Below are 20,855 nucleotides of genomic sequence, written 5' to 3'. Positions count from 1 at the left end.
GGCCCGGCCGGAAACTGCGGAGGCGGCGTGCACACCCTCGCGCGAGGGTGTGCACGCCGCCTCCGTCGTACGAACCGGGCCGCCGGGCCCGGCGCGGTCAGTGCGCGGCGGAGTCCCAGTCGGGGCCCGAACCCACCGACACATCGAGGGGCGCCCGGAGTTGGGCGGCGCCGGCCATCTCGCGGCGCAGCAGCTCCTCCAGCCGGTCGCGCTCGCCGGGCGACACCTCCAGCACGATTTCGTCGTGCACCTGGAGCAGCATCCGCGAGGACAGCTTCTCCTTGCGCAGCGCCTCGTCGACGCGCAGCATCGCCACCTTCACGATGTCCGCGGCGGTGCCCTGGATCGGCGCGTTCAGCGCCATCCGCTCGGCCATTTCGCGGCGCTGCCGGTTGTCGCTGTTCAGGTCGGGGAGGTAGCGGCGGCGGCCGAGGATCGTCTCGGTGTAGCCGACGGCGCGGGCCTCCTCCACGACGCGCTGCAGATAGTCGCGGACGCCGCCGAACCGCTCGAAGAAGGTGTCCATCAGCCGGCGCGCCTCCCCCGCGTCGATGCCCAGCTGCTGCGACAGGCCGAACGCGGACAGCCCGTACGCCAGGCCGTACGACATCGCCTTGATCTTGCGGCGCATCTCCGGGTCGACGGCGTCCTTCTCCACGCCGAACACCTGCGAGGCGACCGTGGTGTGCAGGTCCTCACCGGAGGTGAACGCCTCGATGAGGCCCTCGTCCTCCGACAGGTGGGCCATGACGCGCAGTTCGATCTGGCTGTAGTCGGCGGTGAGCAGCGATTCGTAGTCCCCGCCGACCTTGAAGCCCTTGCGGATGGCGCGGCCCTCGTCCGTACGCACCGGCACGTTCTGCAAGTTGGGCTCGGTCGAGGACAGCCGGCCCGTGGCCGCGACGGTCTGGCTGAAGCTCGTGTGGATCCGGCCGTCCTCGGCGATCGTCTTGATCAGGCCCTCGACGGTGGTCCGCAGCTTCTGCTGCTCTCTGTACCGCAGCATCAGCACCGGCAGTTCGTGCTCGGTCTGCCCGGCGAGCCACGCCAGCGCGTCCGCGTCCGTGGTGTAACCCGTCTTGGTCTTCTTCGTCTTGGGCAGGCCCAGCTCGCCGAAGAGCACCTCCTGCAGCTGCTTGGGCGAGCCCAGATTGAACTCGTGGCCCACCGCGGCGTGCGCCTCCTCGACGGCCTGCTGCACCGCGTCGGCGAACTGCTGCTCCATGCGGCTCAGCCACTCGCGGTCCGCGGCGATGCCCGCGCGCTCCATCTTCGCCAGCAGCGCCGACGTGGGCAGCTCCATGTCGCGCAGCAGCTCCGCCGCGCCGACCTGTGCCAGCCGGCCCTCGAAGACCTCGCCGAGGTCGAGGATCGTCCGCGCCTTGGTCATCAGCGCGTCGGCCTCGGCCTGCTCGTCCATGCCGAACGCCAGCTGCCCGCCGCCCTCGGCGGCGGGGCCCAGCTCACGGCCCAGATACTCGACGGAGAGGGCGTCCAGGGCGAAGGAGCGGCGGCCGGGCTTGTCCAGGTAGGCGGCCAGCGCGGTGTCCATCGTGACGCTGCCGGTCTCCACGCTCCAGCCGTGCTCGCCGAAGACCCGCATGATGCCCTTCGCGTCGTGCACCACCTTCTGCTTCGACGCGTCGGCGCACCAGGCGGCGAACGCCTTCTCGTCCGCCTCGTCCAGCTGCGCCGGGTCGAACCAGGCCGCGGGGCCTTCCGCCGTGGCGAGCGCGACCTCGCTGACGCTGCCCGTGCCCAGCTTCCACACGTCGACGGTGGCCAGCCCGAGCACGCCGCCGGCGTGCTCCTCCAGCCACGGGGCGAGCTCGCCCGCGGCGAGCACCGTGCCGTCGACCTGCACACCGTCCGCGGGCGCGGTCTCCTCCTCCGCCTTGCCCGGGTCGACGGCGAACAGCCGCTCCCGGAAGTTCGGATTGCGGAACTCCAGCGCGTCCAGCACGACGGCGAGCGCGTCCCTGTCGTACGCCGCGCGCTTCAAGTCCTCGGGGCGGCTCGGCAGATCGACGTCCCGCACCAGCTCGGTCAGATGGCGGTTGAGCTTGATGCTGTCCAGGTGCTCGCGGAGATTCTGGCCGGCCTTGCCCTTCACCTCGTCGGCCCGCTCGATCAGATCCGCGAGGGAACCGAACTGCGTGATCCACTTCGTGGCCGTCTTCTCACCGACACCGGGGATGCCCGGCAGATTGTCGGACGGGTCGCCGCGCAGCGCCGCGAAGTCCGGATACTGGGCCGGCGACAGGCCGTACTTCTCCGCCACCTTGTCCGGGGTGAAACGCGTCAGCTCCGAGACACCCTTCGTCGGATACAGCACCGTCACCGCGTCCGACACCAGCTGGAACGAGTCCCGGTCGCCGGTGACGACGGAGACCTCGAAGCCCTCGGCCTCCGCCTGCGTGGCCAGCGTGGCGATGACGTCGTCCGCCTCGAAGCCGTCCACGGCGAAGCGGCGCACCTGCATCGCGTCCAGCAGCTCGCCGATCAGCTCGACCTGGCCCTTGAACTCGTCGGGAGTCTTCGAGCGGTTCGCCTTGTAGTCCGCGAACTCCTCGGAGCGCCAGGTCTTCCGCGACACGTCGAAGGCGACGGCGAAGTGCGTGGGCGCCTCGTCGCGCAAGGTGTTCGCCAGCATCGAGGCGAAGCCGTAGATGGCATTCGTCGGCTGGCCCGTCACGGTGGAGAAATTCTCCGCGGGCAGCGCGAAGAACGCGCGGTACGCAAGGGAGTGCCCGTCCATGAGGAGCAGGCGCGGGGTGCTGTCTTTCGATGCCGTCTTAGCCACGGGACGATCCTCGCACGGGGCACTGACAACGCGTGTCACCATGCGGTGCGGAGCACCGTGGCCGGTGCGTGTCGGGGCGCGTACTGCTTGTGAGCTGCGGTCCGGTGTGCCCACCCTCCCCCAGCTACCGCTGGGAGGTGCCCCCTCCGCCCCAGGGCGGACCAGCTGCCCACACCTTGTGCCCCTCCCTCCTCAGGGCCTTCGCGTGCGAAGATCGGCGTATGCGCAAACCGCCTGCCCAGGACCCTGTTCAGGACGCGCCCGACGTGGCCGCGCCGAAGCACTCCGCGGCCGGAGCGCCCGCCGTCGCACACTCGCTCCGCATGGCACAGCAGCAGATGGGAGTGAAGCGGACCGCGCTCACCCTGCTGCGGGTCAACCAGAAGGACGGCTTCGACTGCCCCGGCTGCGCCTGGCCCGAGCCGGACAAACGGCACGCCGCCGAGTTCTGCGAGAACGGCGCGAAGGCCGTCGCCGAGGAGGCGACGCTGCGCCGCGTGACGCCCGGGTTCTTCGCCGCGCACCCCGTCGCCGACCTCGCAGGCCGCTCCGGGTACTGGCTGGGGCAGCAGGGCCGGCTCACCCGCCCGATGTACCTCCCCGAGGGCGGCACGGCGTACGAACCGGTCGCCTGGGAGCGCGCGTTCGACATCATCGGCGAGGAACTCGCCGCGCTGGACTCCCCCGACGAGTCCGTCTTCTACACCTCGGGCCGCACCAGCAACGAGGCCGCGTTCCTCTACCAGCTGTTCGCCCGCGAGTTCGGCACGAACAACCTGCCGGACTGCTCCAACATGTGCCACGAGTCGTCCGGTTCGGCCCTCACCGAGACCCTCGGTGTCGGCAAGGGCAGCGTCCTCCTCGACGATCTGCACCAGGCCGACCTGATCATCGTCGCCGGCCAGAACCCGGGCACCAACCACCCGCGGATGCTGTCCGCGCTGGAGCAGGCCAAGGCCGGCGGCGCGAAGATCATCACGGTGAATCCGCTGCCCGAGGCCGGCCTGGAGCGGTTCAGGAACCCGCAGCACGCGCGCGGTGTCGTCGGCGGCGGCACCGCACTGACCGACCTGTTCCTGCAGATCCGCCTCGGCGGCGACCAGGCACTCTTCCGCCTCCTCAACAAACTGATCCTGGAGCGCGAAGGCGCCGTCGACGAGGAATTCGTCCGCGAACACACCCACGGCTACGAGGACTTCGCGCGCGCGGCCCGCGACGCCGACTGGGACGACACCCTCGCCGCCACCGGCCTCGCCCGCGACGAGATCGAGGAAGCACTGCGACTGGTCCTCGCCTCCGAGCGCACCGTCGTCTGCTGGGCCATGGGCCTCACCCAGCACAAACACTCCGTGCCGACCATCCGCGAAGTCGTCAACTTCCTGCTGCTGCGCGGCAACATCGGCCGCCCCGGCGCCGGCGTGTGCCCCGTCCGCGGACACAGCAACGTGCAGGGCGACCGCACCATGGGCATCTTCGAACGGCCCGCGCCCGCCTTCCTCGACGCGCTGGAGCGGGAGTTCGGCTTCGCACCGCCCCGCGAACACGGCCTCGACGTCGTACGCGCCATCCGGGCACTCCGCGACGGACAGGCGAAAGTGTTCTTCGCCATGGGCGGCAACTTCGTGTCCGCCTCCCCCGACACCGCCGCCACCGAGGACGCGATGCGCCGCGCCCGGCTCACCGTGCACGTGTCCACGAAACTCAACCGCTCGCACTGCGTCACCGGCGCACACGCCCTCATCCTGCCGACCCTCGGCCGTACGGAACGCGATCTGCAGGGCAGCGGCGAACAGTTCGTCACCGTCGAGGACTCCATGGGCATGGTGCACGCCTCCCGCGGACGCCTCGACCCGGCGAGCGGCGACCTGCTGTCCGAACCGGCCATCGTGTGCCGCCTCGCACGGCGCGTCCTGGGCGAGGAATCCCCAACCCCCTGGGAGGAGTTCGAGAAGGACTACGCGACGGTCCGCGACCGCATCGGCCGCGTCGTCCCCGGCTTCGAGGACTTCAACGCGAAACTGGAAGCGGACAGCGGCGGCTTCGCCCTGCCGCACGCCCCGCGGGACAGCCGCACCTTCCCCACCACGACGGGCAAGGCCAACTTCACCGCGGCCCCCGTCGAACACCCCCACCTCCCCGAAGGGCGCCTGCTGCTGCAGACCCTCCGCTCCCACGACCAGTACAACACCACCATCTACGGCCTCGACGACCGCTACCGCGGCATCACAAACGGCCGCCGCGTCGTCCTCGTCCACCCCGACGACGCCACCGCACTGGGCCTCCCCGACGGCACGTACGCGGACCTCACCAGCGAATGGCAGGACGGCAGCGAACGCACCGCGAAAGGCTTCCGCGTCGTGCACTACCCGACCGCACGCGGCTGCGCCGCCGCCTACTACCCGGAGACCAACGTCCTCGTCCCCCTCGACGCCACCGCAGACACCAGCAACACGCCCGCGAGCAAGTCCGTGGTGATCCGCCTCACCCCCGCATGACACTGAGCGTCGGCTTAGGATCGGCCCGTACGCGGCGGCGCGGACAGCGCACAGGCCCCCGTACGGACCACCGAGCAGCGACAACGAGCGGAGCCTGCGACCCATGGGCGAGCACACCACCACGAAGTTCCCCCAGGAGATCCTCGACCAGTGGTCCGGGCTCGGACTCGACCTGCCCGCCCTGTTCTCCGCCGGACACCTCGGCGAACGCATGGGCCTCCACGTCGCCGAAGCCTCCCCCGACAAGGTCGTCGGCACCCTCCCCGTCGAAGGCAACACCCAGCCGTACGGGCTCCTCCACGGCGGCGCCTCCGCCGTCCTCGCCGAAACCCTCGGCTCCGTCGGCGCCATGCTGCACGGCGGCCCCGGCAAACTCGCCGTCGGCGTCGACCTCAACTGCACCCACCACAGAAGCCTGCGCTCCGGCCTCGTCACCGGCGTCGCCACCCCCGTACACCAGGGCCGCTCCACCGCCACCTACGAGATCGCCGTCAGCGACGAGGAACAGCGCCGCGTCTGCACCGCCCGCCTGACCTGCATGCTCAAGGACGCCTCCGCAAACGGCGCCACAGGCTGACACCCGCCCGCCGGAAGCCCGACAGCCCCCCGCACCACCGCACTTCACACAGCAGGACCCCGCACGGCAGCAGCCCGCCGCGCCGGGTCCTGCTTCAATGCGGACATGGGGGAACCGCAGCAGCCACCGGAACGCAACGGCCACCCGGAACCACCCGCCGGGACGGACATCCTCGACAGCGGACGCGACACCCCGCGGCTGGCCGAACGCTGGACCGCACTGCCCCGCCGCACCCGCCGCAGACTCCTCGCCGCCGCCACCGCGGCCCTGCTCGCCGCCGGCACCGGCTACGCACTCGCCGCACGCCCCCGCGAACCCGCCCCGCCACCCGTCGCCTACCCGGCACAGACCACCGACGTCACCTACCTGTGGATCACCCACCCCGCGCCCCAACCCGCCCCGCGCGAACCCACGTTCCTCATCACCCTCCGCGCCACCTCCTCCAGCCCCGTCACCGTCGAACACATCGCCCAGGGCTACGAAGGACTCCACCTCACCCTCACCCCGCGGCCCCCCGTCCAGGTCACCCCCGCACGCCCCCGTACGCTCACACTGCTCGCCGAAGTCACCCGCTGCGCCGGCCTCCCCAGAGAAGCCCGCCTGCCCTTCCTCGACGTGACCCTCCGTAACTCCCGCGCCCGGCAGAAGCTCAGCGTCATCCCGGGCGACCGCTACGCACACGACCTCACACAGGTTTTCCGTACGGTATGCGGACCCCCCGAACCCGCCCGCACAGCCACTCCCTGACCCAACTGCTGCTTCAACGCGCGTCACGTGTCCGCCATTTCGGCGAAACATGCGGAACCTCCCCCGCCGCTCCCCGCGCCGCCCCACGGCCTCCGCGCACCGGCCGGGGTCAATAACAAGAGAGTCACATCCTCGTCTGCACCTCTGCCCGTCTTCAGGTAACCGCCTTAGAGTCACGGCCAGTCACCGCGCCGCCGGGCGTGCGACAAGCACCGATCTGTACCACCCCAGTACTGCCCGGCGCGCTATCGGGGCCATCCGTCTCCGCGATGGCCGCGCCAGGGGAAAGGACTGATCGTGCGTCATCGTTCCTTGCTCATACTCACCACCGCCGCCACAGCGGGAGCACTCACGCTGTCCGCGTGCGGCTCGCGCGACGGCGGCGGAGGCAGCAGCGACAGCGACGGCAAGCAGCAGACCGTCGTCATCGGGCTCGACGCTCCGCTCACCGGCGACCTGTCCGCACTCGGCCAGGGCATCAAGAACTCGGCGGACCTCGCCGTGAAAACGGCCAACAAGAACAAGACCGTCAAGGGTGTCACCTTCAAACTCGAACCCCTCGACGACGCCGCACAGCCCTCCGCAGGACAGCAGAACGCCAACAAACTCGTCGCCGACGACACCGTCGTCGGCGCCGTCGGCCCCCTCAACTCCAACGTCGGCCAGTCGATGCAGAAAGTCTTCGACAAGGCCAACATGGTCGAGGTCTCCCCCGCCAACACCGCCCCGGAACTCTCCCAGGGCAACAACTGGCGCTCCGGCGACAAGAAGCGGCCCTTCAAGACGTACTTCCGCACCTCCACGACGGACGCCATCCAGGGCCCCTTCGCCGCGCAGTACATGTACAACAAGAAGAAGCTCAAGAAGGTCTACGTCATCGACGACAAGAAGACCTACGGCAAGGGCCTCGCCGGCACCTTCAAGGAAGAGTTCACCAAACTCGGCGGCAAGGTCGTCGGCACCGACCATGTCGACCCCAAGGAAAAGGACTTCACCGCGGTCGTCAACAAGATCGCCCAGGCGAAGCCCGACTTCGTCTACTACGGCGGCGAGTACCCCGCCGGCGCACCCCTCGCCGACCAGGCCAAACAGGCCGGCCTCAAAGGCCCCGTCGTCGGCGGCGACGCACTCTTCAGCGCCGAATACGTGAAGCTCGCCAAGAAGAACTCCGAAGGCGACATCGCCTCCTCCGTCGGGGCACCCCTGGAGACCCTCGACACCGCCAAGACCTTCATGAAGAACTACAAGGCAGCCGGCTACAAGCTGCCCTACGAGGCCTACGGCGGCTACGCCTACGACTCCACCTGGGCCATCGTCGAAGCAGTCAAGGCCGTCGCCGAGAAGAACGACGGCAAACTCCCCGACGACATGGCACAGACCCGCGAAGACGTCGTCGACGCCATGCAGAAGGTCAAGTTCCAGGGCGTCAGCGGCAACGTCTCCTTCGACGAATACGGCGACACCACCAACAAGCAACTGTCGCTGTACCAGGTCAAGAAGGGCGTCCACAAGCCGATCGAAACCGGCACCTTCAACGACTGACCGGGCTCAACGGCCCGACTGACCGGGCCCACCGGCCGGCACCCCACCTCTGCCGGCCGGACCCCCGCACCAACGGGCCCACGCCCGCGATCCGCTGCACGCCCACAGACCGCGCGGGGACACCACCCATGCCCCCGCGCGGTCAAACCTGACACCTCCGGAGGCCCAGCGGTGAACGACCTGCCGCAGCAACTGGCCAGTGGACTCGTACTCGGCGCGATGTACGGCCTCATCGCGATCGGCTACACCATGGTCTACGGCATAGTTCAGCTCATCAACTTCGCCCACGGCGAGATCGTCATGATCGGCGCGTTCGCCGCGCTGACCGCATGGATATGGCTGCCCAGCGGCACCTCGCTGCTCCTCGCCCTGCCCCTCATGCTGCTCATGGCGATCGTCTGCTCCACCCTCGTCGGCATCGGAGCCGAACGCTTCGCCTACCGGCCACTGCGCGGAGCACCCCGGCTCGCACCCCTCATCACCGCGATCGGCCTGTCCATCGCCCTCCAGCAGGCCGTCTGGACCTTCTACCCCGACGCCAAAAAGGCCCGCGCCTTCCCGCAGTTCAGCGGCAGCAGCATCGACATCCTCGGCGCCAACGTGCAACGCGGCGAACTGTTCCTCCTCATCGCCGCCCCCGTCTGCATGATCGCCCTCGGCTTCTTCGTCGCCAAGACCCGCACCGGCCGCGCCATGCAGGCCACCTCGCAGGACCCCGACACCGCGAAGCTGATGGGCATCAACACCGACCGCATCATCGTCACCGCCTTCGCCATCGGCGCCGCCTTCGGAGCCGTCGCAGCCGTCGCCTACGGCCTCAAATACGGCAACATCGACTTCAAAATGGGCTTCATCCTCGGCCTCAAAGCCTTCACCGCAGCCGTCCTCGGCGGCATCGGCAACATCTACGGAGCGATGATCGGCGGACTCGTCCTCGGCCTCGCCGAATCCCTCGCCACCGCCTACATCGAGAACATCCCCGGCATGGAACTCCTCGGCGGCGGCGCCTGGAAGAACGTCTGGGCCTTCGTCCTCCTCATCCTCGTACTGCTGGTACGGCCACAAGGCCTGCTCGGCGAACGCGTCTCGGACAGGGCGTGATCCCCATGACCGACACCACCACCCCGCAGGCCGGCACCACACCCGGCACCCTGACCCTCCCCGCCGGCACCGCACGCCTCATCACCGCCGCCGGCACCCTCATCACCTTCGCCAGCACCCTCCTCGCCTGGACCTGGACCGACGAATTCCCCGGCGACCTCACCTACTACTTCTCCCCCATCGACCTCCAACTCATCACCCTCGTCGGCTCCCTCCTCACCCTCGCCTTCCTCCTCAGCGGCACCTACCGCCTCCGCGGACTCCGCTGGCTCACCCCCGGCGGCACCCACAGCCCCGTCCTCCTCACCGCACTCGGCACCCTCGCCACCACCTGGTACACCGCAGGCGCCATCGCCACCACCCTCGGCGGCATCGCCAACTGGGACCCCGGCATGTGGATCGGCGTCCTCGGCGCCCTCACCACCACCCTCGGCGCCCTCGCCCTCCCCGCCGACACCACCTGGGAACCCCTCCCCGGCCAGGAAACCCCCACCACCTGGCAACGCTTCCGGCACTCCCTCAAAGCACCAGCCCCCGCCAACCCCACCACCACACTCCCCGGCTGGGCCGAAATCCTCGTCATCGCCGCCGCCTTCGGCATCGGACTCGGCCTCTTCACCTACGGCATCGACACCGAATACGGCGAACTCTTCGTCGGCTACCTGCTCCTCGTCGCCTTCTCCGCCGCAGCCGCAGGACGCGCCGGAATCACCCGACGCCTCTCAGGACTCACCGCCAAACACCGCAACATCTCACTCACCGCGGCCTTCGTCGCCGCAGCCGCCTTCCCCCTCACCCAGAGCAGCGACCAGTACACCTCCGTCGCCGCCAACATCCTCATCTTCGCCACCGTCGCCCTCGGCCTGAACGTCGTCGTCGGCCTCGCCGGACTCCTCGACCTCGGCTACGTCGCCTTCCTCGGCGTCGGCGCCTACGCCGCGGCCCTCGTCTCCGGCAGCGAAACCTCCGTATTCGGCGTCCACTTCCCCTTCTGGGCCGCCGTCCTCACCGGCGCCGGCGCCTCCCTCGTCTTCGGCGTCCTCATCGGCGCACCCACCCTCCGCCTCCGCGGCGACTACCTCGCCATCGTCACCCTCGGCTTCGGCGAAATCTTCCGCATCGGCATGGAAAACCTCGACGGATCCTCCGGACCCTCCGTCACCAACGGCGCCAACGGCATCGCCAACATCCCCGACCTGGAAATCCTCGGCTTCAACCTCGGAGAAGACCACACCCTCCTCGGCTACGAACTCGGCCCCTTCTCCAACTACTACCTGCTCATGCTGCTGTTCACGGTCATCGTCGTCACCGTCTTCCGCCGCTCCGACCAGTCCCGCATCGGCCGCGCCTGGGTCGCCGTACGCGAAGACGAAACCGCCGCACGCGCCATGGGCATCAACGGATTCCGCGTCAAACTCATCGCCTTCGCCCTCGGCGCCACCCTCGCCGGAATGGCCGGCACCGTACAGGCACACGTCACCTCATCCGTGACACCCGAGCAGTACCAATTCGTCGAAGTCGTACCGCCCAACTCCGCGTTCCTCCTCGCCGCCGTCATCCTCGGCGGCATGGGAACCGTCACCGGACCCCTCATCGGCGCCGCACTGCTCTACCTCATCCCCGCCAAACTCCAGTTCATCGGCGACTACCAACTGCTGCTCTTCGGCATCGCCCTCGTCCTCCTCATGCGCTTCCGCCCCGAAGGACTCATCGCCGACCGCCGCAAGCAGCTCGAATTCCACGACACAGGCCAGCTCGACACGCCGGCGGGCAGCCCCGGCCTGAGCAAGACGGGGGCGTGACACCACACATGAGCACCACGACGACCACCCCGGACACCACCCGCACGACCGTCCTCGACGCATCCGGCGTCACCATGCGCTTCGGCGGCCTCACCGCCGTACAGAACGTCGACCTCACCGTCGACAGCGGCGAAATCCTCGGCCTCATCGGCCCCAACGGCGCCGGAAAAACCACCTTCTTCAACTGCCTCACCGGGCTCTACATGCCCACCGAAGGACACGTCACCTACAAAGGCAAAGTCCTCCCCCACCGCTCCCACCTCGTCACCCAGGCCGGCATCGCCCGCACCTTCCAGAACATCCGGCTCTTCGCCAACATGACCGTCCTCGAAAACGTCCTCGTCGGACGGCACACCCGCACCCGCGAAGGCCTCTGGTCCGCACTCCTGCGCGGCCCCGGATTCCGCAGAGCAGAACGCGAATCCGAACAACGCGCCATGGAACTCCTCGAGTTCACCGGACTCGAAGCCAAACGCGACCACCTCGCACGCAACCTCCCGTACGGCGAACAGCGCAAACTCGAAATCGCCCGCGCCCTCGCCAGCGAACCCGGCCTCCTCCTGCTCGACGAACCCACAGCAGGCATGACAGCGGTCGAGACCAGCGCCACCCGCGACCTCGTCCTCTCCATCCGCGAAAAAGGCACAGCCGTCCTCGTCATCGAGCACGACATGCGCTTCATCTTCAACCTCTGCGACCGCGTCGCCGTCCTCGTCCAGGGCGAAAAACTCGTCGAAGGCACACCCGAACAAGTACAGAGCGACGAACGCGTCGTCGCCGCCTACCTCGGCACCCCGTACGAAGGCGCACCCGGAGACGCCGAAGCAGCCGAAGTCCACGCCGCCGAACAACGCGAAGCCGACAACCGCGACGCCGGCAACCGCGACGCACAGGCCGGAGAAACAGAAGGAGGCGGCAACTGATGCCCCTGCTCGAAGTCGAGGACCTGCGCGTCGCCTACGGCAAAATCGAAGCCGTCAAAGGCATCTCGTTCAGCGTCGAAGCCGGCCAGGTCACCACCCTCATCGGCACCAACGGCGCCGGCAAGACCACCACCCTGCGCACCCTCTCCGGACTCCTCAAACCCCTCGCCGGAAAAATCAGCTTCGACGGCGAAGTCATCAACGGCGTCCCCGCACACAAGATCGTCGCCATGGGCCTCGCCCACTCCCCCGAAGGCCGGCGCATCTTCCCCCGCCTCACCATCCAGGAGAACCTCCAACTCGGAGCATTCCTCCGCAAAGACCCCTCAGGCATCGAATCCGACATCCAGCGCGCCTACACCCTCTTCCCCATCCTCGGAGAACGCCGCCGCCAAGCCGCCGGCACCCTCTCCGGCGGCGAACAGCAAATGCTCGCCATGGGCCGCGCCCTGATGTCCCGCCCCAAACTCCTCATGCTCGACGAACCCTCCATGGGCCTCTCACCGATCATGATGCAGAAAATCATGGAAACCATCACCGAACTCAAGGCCCAGGGCACCACCATCCTGCTCGTCGAACAGAACGCCCAGGCCGCCCTCTCCCTCGCCGACCACGGACACGTCATGGAGATCGGCACCATCGCCCTCTCCGGAACGGGCGAACACCTCCTGCACGACGAATCCGTCCGCAAGGCCTACCTCGGCGAGGACTGACACCCTTACCGGTACGTCCCGCTGACACACCCTCAGCACGCTCAGCACACACGCCGGGAGGGGCCGTCCCCATCAGGACGGCCCCTCCCGGCGTACTCCCGGACTGCTGCTCCGGGCTGCTGCGGACTACTTCTGCTTCTTCTCCTCGGCGTCCGCGATCACAGCCTCCGCGACCTGCTGCATCGACAGCCTGCGATCCATCGACGTCTTCTGGATCCACCGGAACGCCGCCGGCTCCGTCAGCCCGTACTGCGTCTGCAGCACGCTCTTCGCCCGGTCCACCAGCTTCCGCGTCTCCAGCCGCTGCGAGAGGTCCGCGACCTCCTTCTCCAGCTCCCTCAACTCCGTGAAGCGGGACACGGCCATCTCGATCGCCGGCACCACATCCGTCTTGCTGAACGGCTTCACCAGATACGCCATCGCACCCGCGTCCCGCGCCCGCTCCACCAGCTCACGCTGCGAGAAAGCAGTCAGCATCAGAACCGGCGCGATGCTCTCCTCCGCGATCTTCTCCGCGGCCGAGATGCCGTCCAGCACGGGCATCTTCACATCGAGAATGCACAGATCCGGCCGGTGCTCCCGGGCCAGATCGATCGCGGTCTGCCCGTCACCGGCCTCGCCGACGACGGTGTAACCCTCCTCCTCCAGCATCTCTTTCAGATCCATCCGGATCAGCGCCTCGTCCTCCGCGATCACGACCCGCGTGGTCTGCGGCGGCACGTGCGCGCTCGCCTCCTCGGCGGCTGCCTCGGTCTCTGGGGTGTTGGGCTCGGGGACGTCCGCGGTGCTCACTGGGCTCCTCGTTTCCGCACAGGTGGGACCCCCGAGCCTAACCGGGTCCTGTATGGTGGGCACACAGCGGGTCGGGGTTGAACCTTCGATTCGCAGGGCCCCGGTAGCCCAACTGGTAGAGGCCATGGATTCAAAACCCATCCAGTGTCGGTTCGAACCCGACCCGGGGCACTTTTCCTTCGATTCGAAGGTCGCCAGCGATATCGGGTTTCTTCCCCGATAAGAGGGAATGCGGATCCAAGCCCCGGCGAGTTTCGCGGGATGCGAACAAACTCGCGGAATGTATGGCCTCTCCGCGCGAAAGCGCGCTCTCGCTCTCGTGGCTCAGGGCTGCAGCCTGAACTCCGTCAGCAAGCAGACCGGGATCTCCCGCTCGTCAATCCGGTCCTGGCAGCGGCGGATCGAGCCGTCCCCTCGCATACGTTCGACATGTCCGCAGTGCGACGAACCCAGCCGCCCTCCGGACGATCCGGCGTCCTACGCCTACCTGTTGGGCCTCTACCTCGGTGACGGCTGCGTGAGCAGACTTGCCCGCACCTACTTCCTGCGAGTCGCCTGCGCCGACACCTGGCCGGGCCTGATCCGCGAGTGCGAGCGGGCCATGCACGCCGTCCGCCCGGACAACAGCGTGTTCCGCGTCCAGCGGCAGGGCTGCGTCAACGTCACCGCGTACAGCATCCACTGGCCCTGTCTGTTCCCGCAGCACGGCCCCGGCCGCAAGCACGACCGGAAGATCGCACTCGAACCGTGGCAGCAGACGATCGTGGACGCGCATCCCTGGGAGTTCGTCCGCGGGCTGATCCATTCCGACGGCTGCCGGATCACCAACTGGACGACACGCATGGTCGCCGGCGAGCGAAAGCGCTATGAGTACCCGCGCTACTTCTTCACCAACAAGTCCGAGGACATCGTGCGCCTCTATTGCCGCACGCTCGATGCCCTCGGCGTCGAATGGAAAACGGCGCGGCAGGCCAGCGGAGCGCACAACGTCTCGGTCGCCCGCAAGGCCTCCGTCGCGCTCATGGACGCGCATGTCGGTGCGAAGTACTGAGCGCGGAAGTCCAACCCCTCGCTCCGCTTTGTCCATGGGCCCGGCGTCAGCCATATCGCACGCTGGCGCGCATGGTCGACAACGCGCACGCGCAGCACGAGACGCACATGGGACGCCGTACGGTCGTGGCCCTCGCGGGGGCCGCCGGGGTCGGGGCCGCGTTCGGGGCGGGGGCGCCGGTCGCGTACGGGGCGGCCGCGGAGGATGAAGTGGTGCTCCGCAGCGAGGTGTTGGACGTTCACGTGGACAGGGCGTTCCCGCGTGTCACGGGGTACACCCATCGCGCGTCGGGGGCGCGCCTGCACGGGCAGGCGGAGCCGGTCACGGAGGTGCGGGTCGACGGGAAGCCGTACACGCCGGAGGTGACGTGTGAGGTGTCGGCGGACCGGGTGGCGTACTCACTGGCGTTGCCCGGGGGCACGGAGCTGGGGGTGGAGATCCGTGCTGTGGGGGATCAAGTGCGGTGGCGGATCACGCGTGTTGACGATTCCACGCCCGGGGCCCTGAAGGTGGGGACGCTGGAGTTCCCGGGGCTGGCGTTCCTATCGGTGCGCTCCGACCAGGCCGGGGCCGTGCTGTACGCGGCGCGGGTGGAGCTGGACAAGGCGAAGAGCGGCGATACGTATGTGGAGTTGACGGACAGCACGCCCGTGGAACCGGAGCCGGTCGGGTGTGCGTACGCGGTGGTGTCGACGGACGCGCTCGCAGCGGCTGTCGAGACGAATACGTCGTATGACAAGCCGGCGGACACGAAGGGTGCTTCGTGGGACAACGGGCGGCTGTGGCGGCAGGTGCGCGCTGACGGTGCGGGGCGGCGTACGGCGCGGTTGTGCTGCGGTCAGTGGACGTATCGTGCGGCGACGGCGGCGGAGGGGGATACGGAGCCGTTGCCGTACGCGACGGTGGTGGTGACGCGGGACCGGAACGGGGACGGCCGGGTCGACTGGCAGGACGCGGCGATCGCGATGCGGGACATCATGGTGGTGCCGCTGGGTGCGGACGATCAGCATCTGCGGGTGGTGCCGCATATTCCGTTCAACTTCGCGAGTCAGGCGACGAATCCGTTTCTGGCGACGCTGGACGAGGTGAAGCGGGTTTCTCTGGCGACGGACGGGCTGCGGCAGTATGCGTTGTTGAAGGGGTATCAGTCGGAAGGACATGATTCGGCGCATCCGGATTATGCGGGGAATTACAACCGGCGGGCCGGGGGTCTGGCGGATCTGAACACGTTGTTGCGCGCCGGGAAGTCGTGGAATGTCGACTTCGGTGTGCATGTGAACTGTACGGAGTCGTATCCGGTGGCGAACGCGTTCTCCGCGGAGTTGGTCGATGAGAAGGATGAGCAGTGGGACTGGCTGGATCAGTCGTACCGGATCGATCAGCGGCGGGATCTGGTGTCGGGTGATGTGGTGCGGCGGTTCCGGGATCTGCGGGAGGAGACGGGCGGGGGTCTGAACTCGTTGTATATCGATGTGTTCAGGGAGTCGGGGTGGACGTCGGACCGGTTGCAGCGGGAGTTGCGGGCGCAGGGCTGGCGGGTGACGACGGAGTGGGGGCACGGGTTCGAGCGGTCGTCGGTGTGGTCGCACTGGGCGACGGAGACGGATTACGGTCCTGATTCCTCGCGGGGGATCAATTCGCGGTTGATCCGGTTCATCCGGAATCATCAGAAGGATGTGTTCGCGGACAAGTGGCCGTCGTTGTTGGGGATTCCGCGGACGGGGAATTATGAGGGCTGGGTCGGGAAGACGGACTGGCACGCTTTCTACGAGTTGATCTGGTCGGAGAGTCTGCCGGCGAAGTATCTGCAGGCGTGGCCGGTGAAGTCGTGGGCGGAGCACGAGGTGGCGTTTTCGGGTGGTCCGGGGACGTCGGTGTCGGATGCGGGCGGGGTGCGGCGGATCACCACGGACGGTCGGGTGGTGCTGGACGGCGACGCGTATCTGTTGCCGTGGGAGCCGCGGAAGGCGGCGGATCCGGAGAAGCTGTATCACTGGAATGCGCGGGGTGGGCGCAGCAGTTGGCGGTTGCCGCGGGGCTGGGCGGGTGCGCGGTCGGTGGTGGTGTACCGGTTGACGCCGACGGGGCGGGTGGAGCCGGTCGAGGTGCCGGTGCGGGGTGGTGAGGTGTCGTTGTCGGCGCGGGCGAGGCAGCCGTATGTGGTGTTCCGGGCGGCGCAGCCGGCGCAGGGGTGGCCGGGTTGGGGTGAGGGGACGCCGGTGTCGGATCCGGCGTTCTTGTCGGGGTCGCTCGCTGCGTGGCGGGTGCGGGGGCGTGCGGAGGTGCGGGAGAACGCGCTGGGTGACCCGGAGTTGGTGGTGGCGGGTGCGGGTGAGGCGGCGGTGAGTCAGCGGCTGGGGCGGCTGGCGCCGGGTGAGTATGTGGCGTCGGTGCAGGTGGAGGTGGGGGTGAAGGCGGGTGAGCGGCGGCGTGCGGAGTTGTCGGTGCGGACGGCGGACGGGGTGGCGGCGTCGAACTGGACGGATGTGTCGACGGCGGTGAACTACGTGGCGGCGGACCGTAAGCACGGTTCGCGGTTCCAGCGGATGTTCACGTATTTCACGGTGCCGGAGGCGGGTGGTGCGGTGACGTTGACGTTGGGCGCGGGGAAGGGTGCGGCGCGGGTCCGGTTCGACAACGTTCGGGTGGTGGCGGCGCGGCGTCCCGACGCGGGAAAGGCCCTGGTCCATGAGGAGTTCGAGCATGTGCCGCAGGGGTGGGGGCCGTTCGTGAAGGGTGACGCGGGGAAGGCGAACGATCCGCGGACGCATGTCGCGCAGCGGCATGCTCCGTTCACGCAGCGGGGGTGGAACGGGAAGGCGGTGGACGATGTGCTGGAGGGTTCGGAGTCGCTGAAGTCCCGTGGGGAGAATGCGGGGTTGGTGTACCGGACGGTGCCGCATGCGGTGCGTTTCCGGCCGGGCCGGCGGTATGAGGTGCGCTTCCGGTACGTGAACGAGGCGGCCGGGCAGTACGCCTGGGTGACGGCGGTGGATGATCCGGAGGCGCGGGAGCTGGAGCGTACGGCGTTGCCGGTGGCGCATGATCTGGCGGAGCACCGTTACGAGTTCACGGCTCCGGCCGGTGGCGATGTGTGGGTGGGGTTGCGGAAGACGGGCGATGACGGCAAGGCGGAGTTCGTTCTCGATTCCTTCACGGTGACCGAGGTGGACCGGTGACCGAAGTGGAGTAGACCTCGTACCCTGCTCCTCGCGGACATGTCAGCGTCGGCGTCACGGCGTCAGCGGCACCCGGGGAGCAGGGAGCGGACGGTTGCAGGAGCCCAACAGACCCGTGGCACCGGCCGGCAGCGCGGAGGGTGCGGGGTATCGGACGTGGATGCGGTATTTCTCGCCGGGGCCTGTGCATCATCGGCTGGGGCTGGTGTGTCTGGGTGTGGGGTTGCAGTACGGGGTGTTGCCGCCGGTGGGTCCGCGGACGCTGGATCACCATGTGGCGGTGGTGGTGAGTGCGGGGCACGGCTGGTTCCGGGGTGCGGACAGGCGGGTGCTGGAGGTGCGGGCGCCGGCGTTGTTGTGGCTGACGCCGGGGACGGAGCATCACTACGGGCCGGATCCGGGGTGCGGGTGGGATGAGAGTTTCGTGTGTTTCACGGGGTCGGCGGTGGCGGCGTACACGGAGTTGGGGTGTGTGGAGCCGGAGCGGCCGGTGGTGCCGTTGGGGGACACGGGGGCCGCGCGGGCGGCGATCGGGCGGATAGCGCGGGCGGCGCGGCAGGGGAATCCGCTGCTGGAGATCGAATCGGCGGCTGCGGTGCACGAGTTGCTGGTGGCGTTGCGGCGGGCCCGGGTGGATACGACGGCCGGGGGTGCGCCGGTGTTGCAGGCGTTGGCGCGTGAGGCGTTTGTGCCGTTGTCGGTGGCGGAGCATGCGGCGCGGCTGGGGATGACGGCGGCGTCGTTGCGTGCGGCGGTGCGGCGGAGTGCGGGGTGCAGTCCGAAGGATTTCCTGCTGGGGATCCGGCTGGGGCGGGCGAAGGAGCTGCTGGCGGCGACGGATCTGCCGGTGTCGGCGGTGGCGCGGCGGGTGGGGTATGACGATCCGGCGTATTTTTCGCGGCTGTTCACGCGGCGGGTGGGGGCGCCGCCGGTGCGTTTCCGGGATCAGCAGGCGCGTTCGGTGCCGGGTGGCTGGAGCGGGCGGGTGCCGGATCCGGAGGATCCGCCGGTGATCGGGCCGGTGTCGGGGCGCCTGGTCGATTCGTTCGGGGAGAGCGCGTCATAGGGTTCGTGGTGGCCCGCCTTCGGGGACGGCGGGCTGTTGTGTGAATCGGCGATCAGGGTGACGGGAACGGCAGCATGGCAGCGAAGAGCGGGATGGACGGCGTGGAGGAGTCGGTGCGGGAGGAGTTGGGGGCGCTCCGGGACAGCATCGACAACATCGACGCGGCGGTGGTGCACATGCTCGCCGAGCGGTTCAAGTGCACGCAGCGGGTGGGCCGGCTGAAGGCGGAGCACGAGCTGCCGCCGGCGGATCCGGCGCGGGAGGCGCGGCAGATCGAGCGGCTGCGGGAGTTGGCGTTGAGCGCGAAGCTGGATCCCGCTTTCGCGGAGAAGCTGCTGAACTTCATTATCGCCGAGGTGATCCGGCATCACGAGACCATCAAGAGCGAGGCGGTGGGCGGCACCGGGGTGTGAGGGGCGCATGCGCTGGGTGCGGGGTGCGTTCCCTGCGCGGCCGGCGGTCCGGTGTGCCCACCCGTTCCGCCCCTTGGCGGACCGCGTGCCCACACCTCGCGGGGGTGCACCCCGCGCGACTACGTGTGGGGGGCGTCGTCTTCGCCGATGTGGTGGATGCGGACGAGGTTGGTGGAGCCGGGGACGCCGGGGGGTGAGCCGGCGGTGATGACGACGAGGTCGCCCTTGTCGCAGCGGCCGAGCTTCAGGAGCTGTTCGTCGACCTGGTTCACCATTTCGTCGGTGGTCTGGACGGTGGGGCCGAGGAAGGTCTCGACGCCCCAGCTGAGGTTGAGCTGGGCGCGGGTGGCCTGGTCGGGGGTGAAGGCCAGGACGGGGATGGGTGAGCGGTAGCGCGAGAGGCGGCGCACGGTGTCGCCGGACTGGGTGAAGGCGACGAGGAACTTGGCGCCGAGGAAGTCGCCCATCTCGGCGGCGGCGCGGGCGACGGCGCCGCCCTGGGTGCGGGGCTTGCTGCTCTCGGTGAGGGCGGGGAGTCCCTTGGCGAGGACGTCCTCCTCGGCTGCCTCCACGATGCGGCTCATGGTGCGGACCGTCTCGATGGGGTATTTGCCGACGCTGGTCTCGCCGGAGAGCATCACGGCGTCGGTGCCGTCCATGACGGCGTTGGCGACGTCGGAGGCTTCGGCGCGGGTGGGCCGGGAGGCGTCGATCATCGAGTCGAGCATCTGGGTGGCGACGATGACCGGTTTGGCGTTCCGCCGGCACAGTTTGATGGCGCGCTTCTGCACCAACGGCACGGTTTCCAGCGGCATTTCGACGCCGAGGTCGCCGCGCGCGACCATGATGCCGTCGAACGCGTCGATGATCGATTCCAGTTGCTGTACGGCCTGGGGCTTTTCGAGTTTGGCGATGACGGGGAGGCGGACGCCTTCCTCGCCCATGATGCGGTGCACTTCCTTCACGTCGTGGCCGCTGCGGACGAAGGACAGGGCGATCACGTCGGCGCCGCTGCGCAGCGCCCAGCGCAGATCGTCGACGTCCTTCTCGGAGAGCGCGGGCACGGACACGGCGACGCCGGGCAGGTTGAGGCCCTTGTGGTCGGAGACCATGCCGCCCTCGATGACCTCGGTGTGCACGACGGGGCCTTCGACGGAGCGTACTTCCAGGGTGACGCGGCCGTCGTCGACGAGGATCCGTTCGCCGGGTGTGACGTCGCCGGCGAGGCCGTCGTAGGTGGTGCCGCAGCGGGTGCGGTCGCCGCCTTCGGGCAAGTGCTCCACGGTGATGGCGAATTCGTCACCGGTTTCGAGAAGCACCGGGCCTTCGCGGAATCGGCCCAGGCGGATCTTCGGGCCTTGAAGATCCGCGAGAATGCCGACGCTGCGGCCGGTTTCCTCCGCAGCTCCCCTGACGTGGTGGAAACGCTCCTCGTGTTCGGCGTGCGTACCGTGGCTCATATTGAACCGGGCCACGTCCATACCGGCGTCGACGAGCGCTTTGATCTGCTCGTACGAGTGGGTTGCGGGCCCGAGAGTGCTGACGATCTTTGCGCGGCGCATGTCTCCGAGCCTACGACTTACCGATGGGTAGAGAACACGGGTCCGGTGACAATCCAACGGCCATCAAGGAAAAGGCCGTTGACAACTTA

At 68.7% G+C, this 20,855-nt stretch carries 15 protein-coding genes and 1 tRNA gene; 13 read left to right on the top strand and 3 right to left on the bottom strand.

Going from position 1 to position 20,855, the window contains the following annotated elements:
* Window positions 1–97 precede the first annotated feature (97 nt).
* Window positions 98–2,758: a DNA polymerase I gene (gene polA, locus AC3AGO_RS25870; RefSeq protein WP_487824817.1), complete on the bottom strand. Its 2,661-nt coding sequence runs from the start codon at window positions 2,756–2,758 to the stop codon at window positions 98–100.
* A 266-nt stretch (window positions 2,759–3,024) separates the two neighbouring features.
* On the opposite strand from polA, the gene AC3AGO_RS25865 reads away from it, so the two are divergent.
* The 8 genes from AC3AGO_RS25865 to AC3AGO_RS25830 all read left to right on the top strand — a co-directional run bounded on the left by AC3AGO_RS25865 (window position 3,025) and on the right by AC3AGO_RS25830 (window position 12,703).
* Window positions 3,025–5,298 carry an FdhF/YdeP family oxidoreductase gene (locus tag AC3AGO_RS25865; RefSeq protein ID WP_487822632.1) on the top strand — a complete coding sequence of 758 codons (2,274 nt, stop codon included), beginning with the start codon at window positions 3,025–3,027 and terminating at the stop codon, window positions 5,296–5,298.
* A 103-nt stretch (window positions 5,299–5,401) separates the two neighbouring features.
* Window positions 5,402–5,875 carry a PaaI family thioesterase gene (locus AC3AGO_RS25860; protein WP_487822631.1) on the top strand — a complete coding sequence of 158 codons (474 nt, stop codon included), beginning with the start codon at window positions 5,402–5,404 and terminating at the stop codon, window positions 5,873–5,875.
* Between the two features lie 105 nt (window positions 5,876–5,980).
* On the top strand, window positions 5,981–6,622 hold the full coding sequence (locus AC3AGO_RS25855; RefSeq protein WP_487822630.1) for a hypothetical protein: 642 nt from the start codon (window positions 5,981–5,983) through the stop codon (window positions 6,620–6,622).
* A 297-nt stretch (window positions 6,623–6,919) separates the two neighbouring features.
* Window positions 6,920–8,164: a branched-chain amino acid ABC transporter substrate-binding protein gene (locus AC3AGO_RS25850; protein ID WP_487822629.1), complete on the top strand. Its 1,245-nt coding sequence runs from the start codon at window positions 6,920–6,922 to the stop codon at window positions 8,162–8,164.
* 171 nt (window positions 8,165–8,335) lie between these two features.
* The gene (locus AC3AGO_RS25845; protein ID WP_487822628.1) at window positions 8,336–9,265 is read left to right on the top strand and encodes a branched-chain amino acid ABC transporter permease; all 930 of its coding nucleotides are present in this window, start codon (window positions 8,336–8,338) and stop codon (window positions 9,263–9,265) included.
* A gap of 5 nt (window positions 9,266–9,270) precedes the next feature.
* A complete protein-coding gene (locus AC3AGO_RS25840; RefSeq protein ID WP_487822627.1) occupies window positions 9,271–11,067 on the top strand; it encodes a branched-chain amino acid ABC transporter permease in 1,797 nt (598 codons plus the stop codon).
* 8 nt (window positions 11,068–11,075) lie between these two features.
* Window positions 11,076–11,990: an ABC transporter ATP-binding protein gene (locus tag AC3AGO_RS25835; protein ID WP_487822626.1), complete on the top strand. Its 915-nt coding sequence runs from the start codon at window positions 11,076–11,078 to the stop codon at window positions 11,988–11,990.
* A complete protein-coding gene (locus tag AC3AGO_RS25830) occupies window positions 11,987–12,703 on the top strand; it encodes an ABC transporter ATP-binding protein (RefSeq protein ID WP_487824816.1) in 717 nt (238 codons plus the stop codon). Before AC3AGO_RS25835 ends, AC3AGO_RS25830 begins: the two co-directional genes overlap by 4 nt.
* A 126-nt stretch (window positions 12,704–12,829) precedes the next feature.
* Here the strand turns inward: AC3AGO_RS25830 and AC3AGO_RS25825 are convergent, their stop codons facing one another.
* A complete protein-coding gene (locus tag AC3AGO_RS25825) occupies window positions 12,830–13,495 on the bottom strand; it encodes an ANTAR domain-containing response regulator (RefSeq protein ID WP_487822625.1) in 666 nt (221 codons plus the stop codon).
* 97 nt (window positions 13,496–13,592) lie between these two features.
* Here AC3AGO_RS25825 and AC3AGO_RS25820 point away from each other — a divergent pair.
* The 5 genes from AC3AGO_RS25820 (at window position 13,593) to AC3AGO_RS25800 (ending at window position 19,204) form a co-directional block, all read left to right on the top strand.
* Window positions 13,593–13,666: transfer RNA gene (locus AC3AGO_RS25820), tRNA-Leu, on the top strand.
* A gap of 109 nt (window positions 13,667–13,775) precedes the next feature.
* Entirely contained in the window at window positions 13,776–14,546 is a 771-nt protein-coding gene (locus tag AC3AGO_RS25815; RefSeq protein ID WP_487822624.1) for a transcriptional regulator, read from the top strand.
* 71 nt (window positions 14,547–14,617) lie between these two features.
* A complete protein-coding gene (locus AC3AGO_RS25810; protein ID WP_487822623.1) occupies window positions 14,618–17,725 on the top strand; it encodes an endo-alpha-N-acetylgalactosaminidase family protein in 3,108 nt (1,035 codons plus the stop codon).
* Window positions 17,726–17,885: 160 nt separating this feature from the next.
* Window positions 17,886–18,791, top strand: coding sequence for a helix-turn-helix domain-containing protein (locus AC3AGO_RS25805; protein ID WP_487822622.1), 906 nt, complete (start codon window positions 17,886–17,888; stop codon window positions 18,789–18,791).
* A 74-nt stretch (window positions 18,792–18,865) separates the two neighbouring features.
* Complete coding sequence (locus AC3AGO_RS25800; RefSeq protein WP_487822621.1) at window positions 18,866–19,204, top strand: chorismate mutase; 339 nt, start codon at window positions 18,866–18,868, stop codon at window positions 19,202–19,204.
* Window positions 19,205–19,323: 119 nt separating this feature from the next.
* Here the strand turns inward: AC3AGO_RS25800 and pyk are convergent, their stop codons facing one another.
* Window positions 19,324–20,766, bottom strand: a complete 1,443-nt coding sequence (pyk, locus tag AC3AGO_RS25795; protein WP_487822620.1) for a pyruvate kinase — start codon at window positions 20,764–20,766, stop codon at window positions 19,324–19,326.
* Between the last annotated feature and the right edge of the window lie 89 nt (window positions 20,767–20,855).

The sequence above is a fragment of the Streptomyces sp. BL1 genome (genome assembly GCF_057628045.1).
The sequence above is the reverse complement of the archived record's forward strand: the minus strand, read 5'-3'. Positions and strand labels throughout refer to the sequence as shown.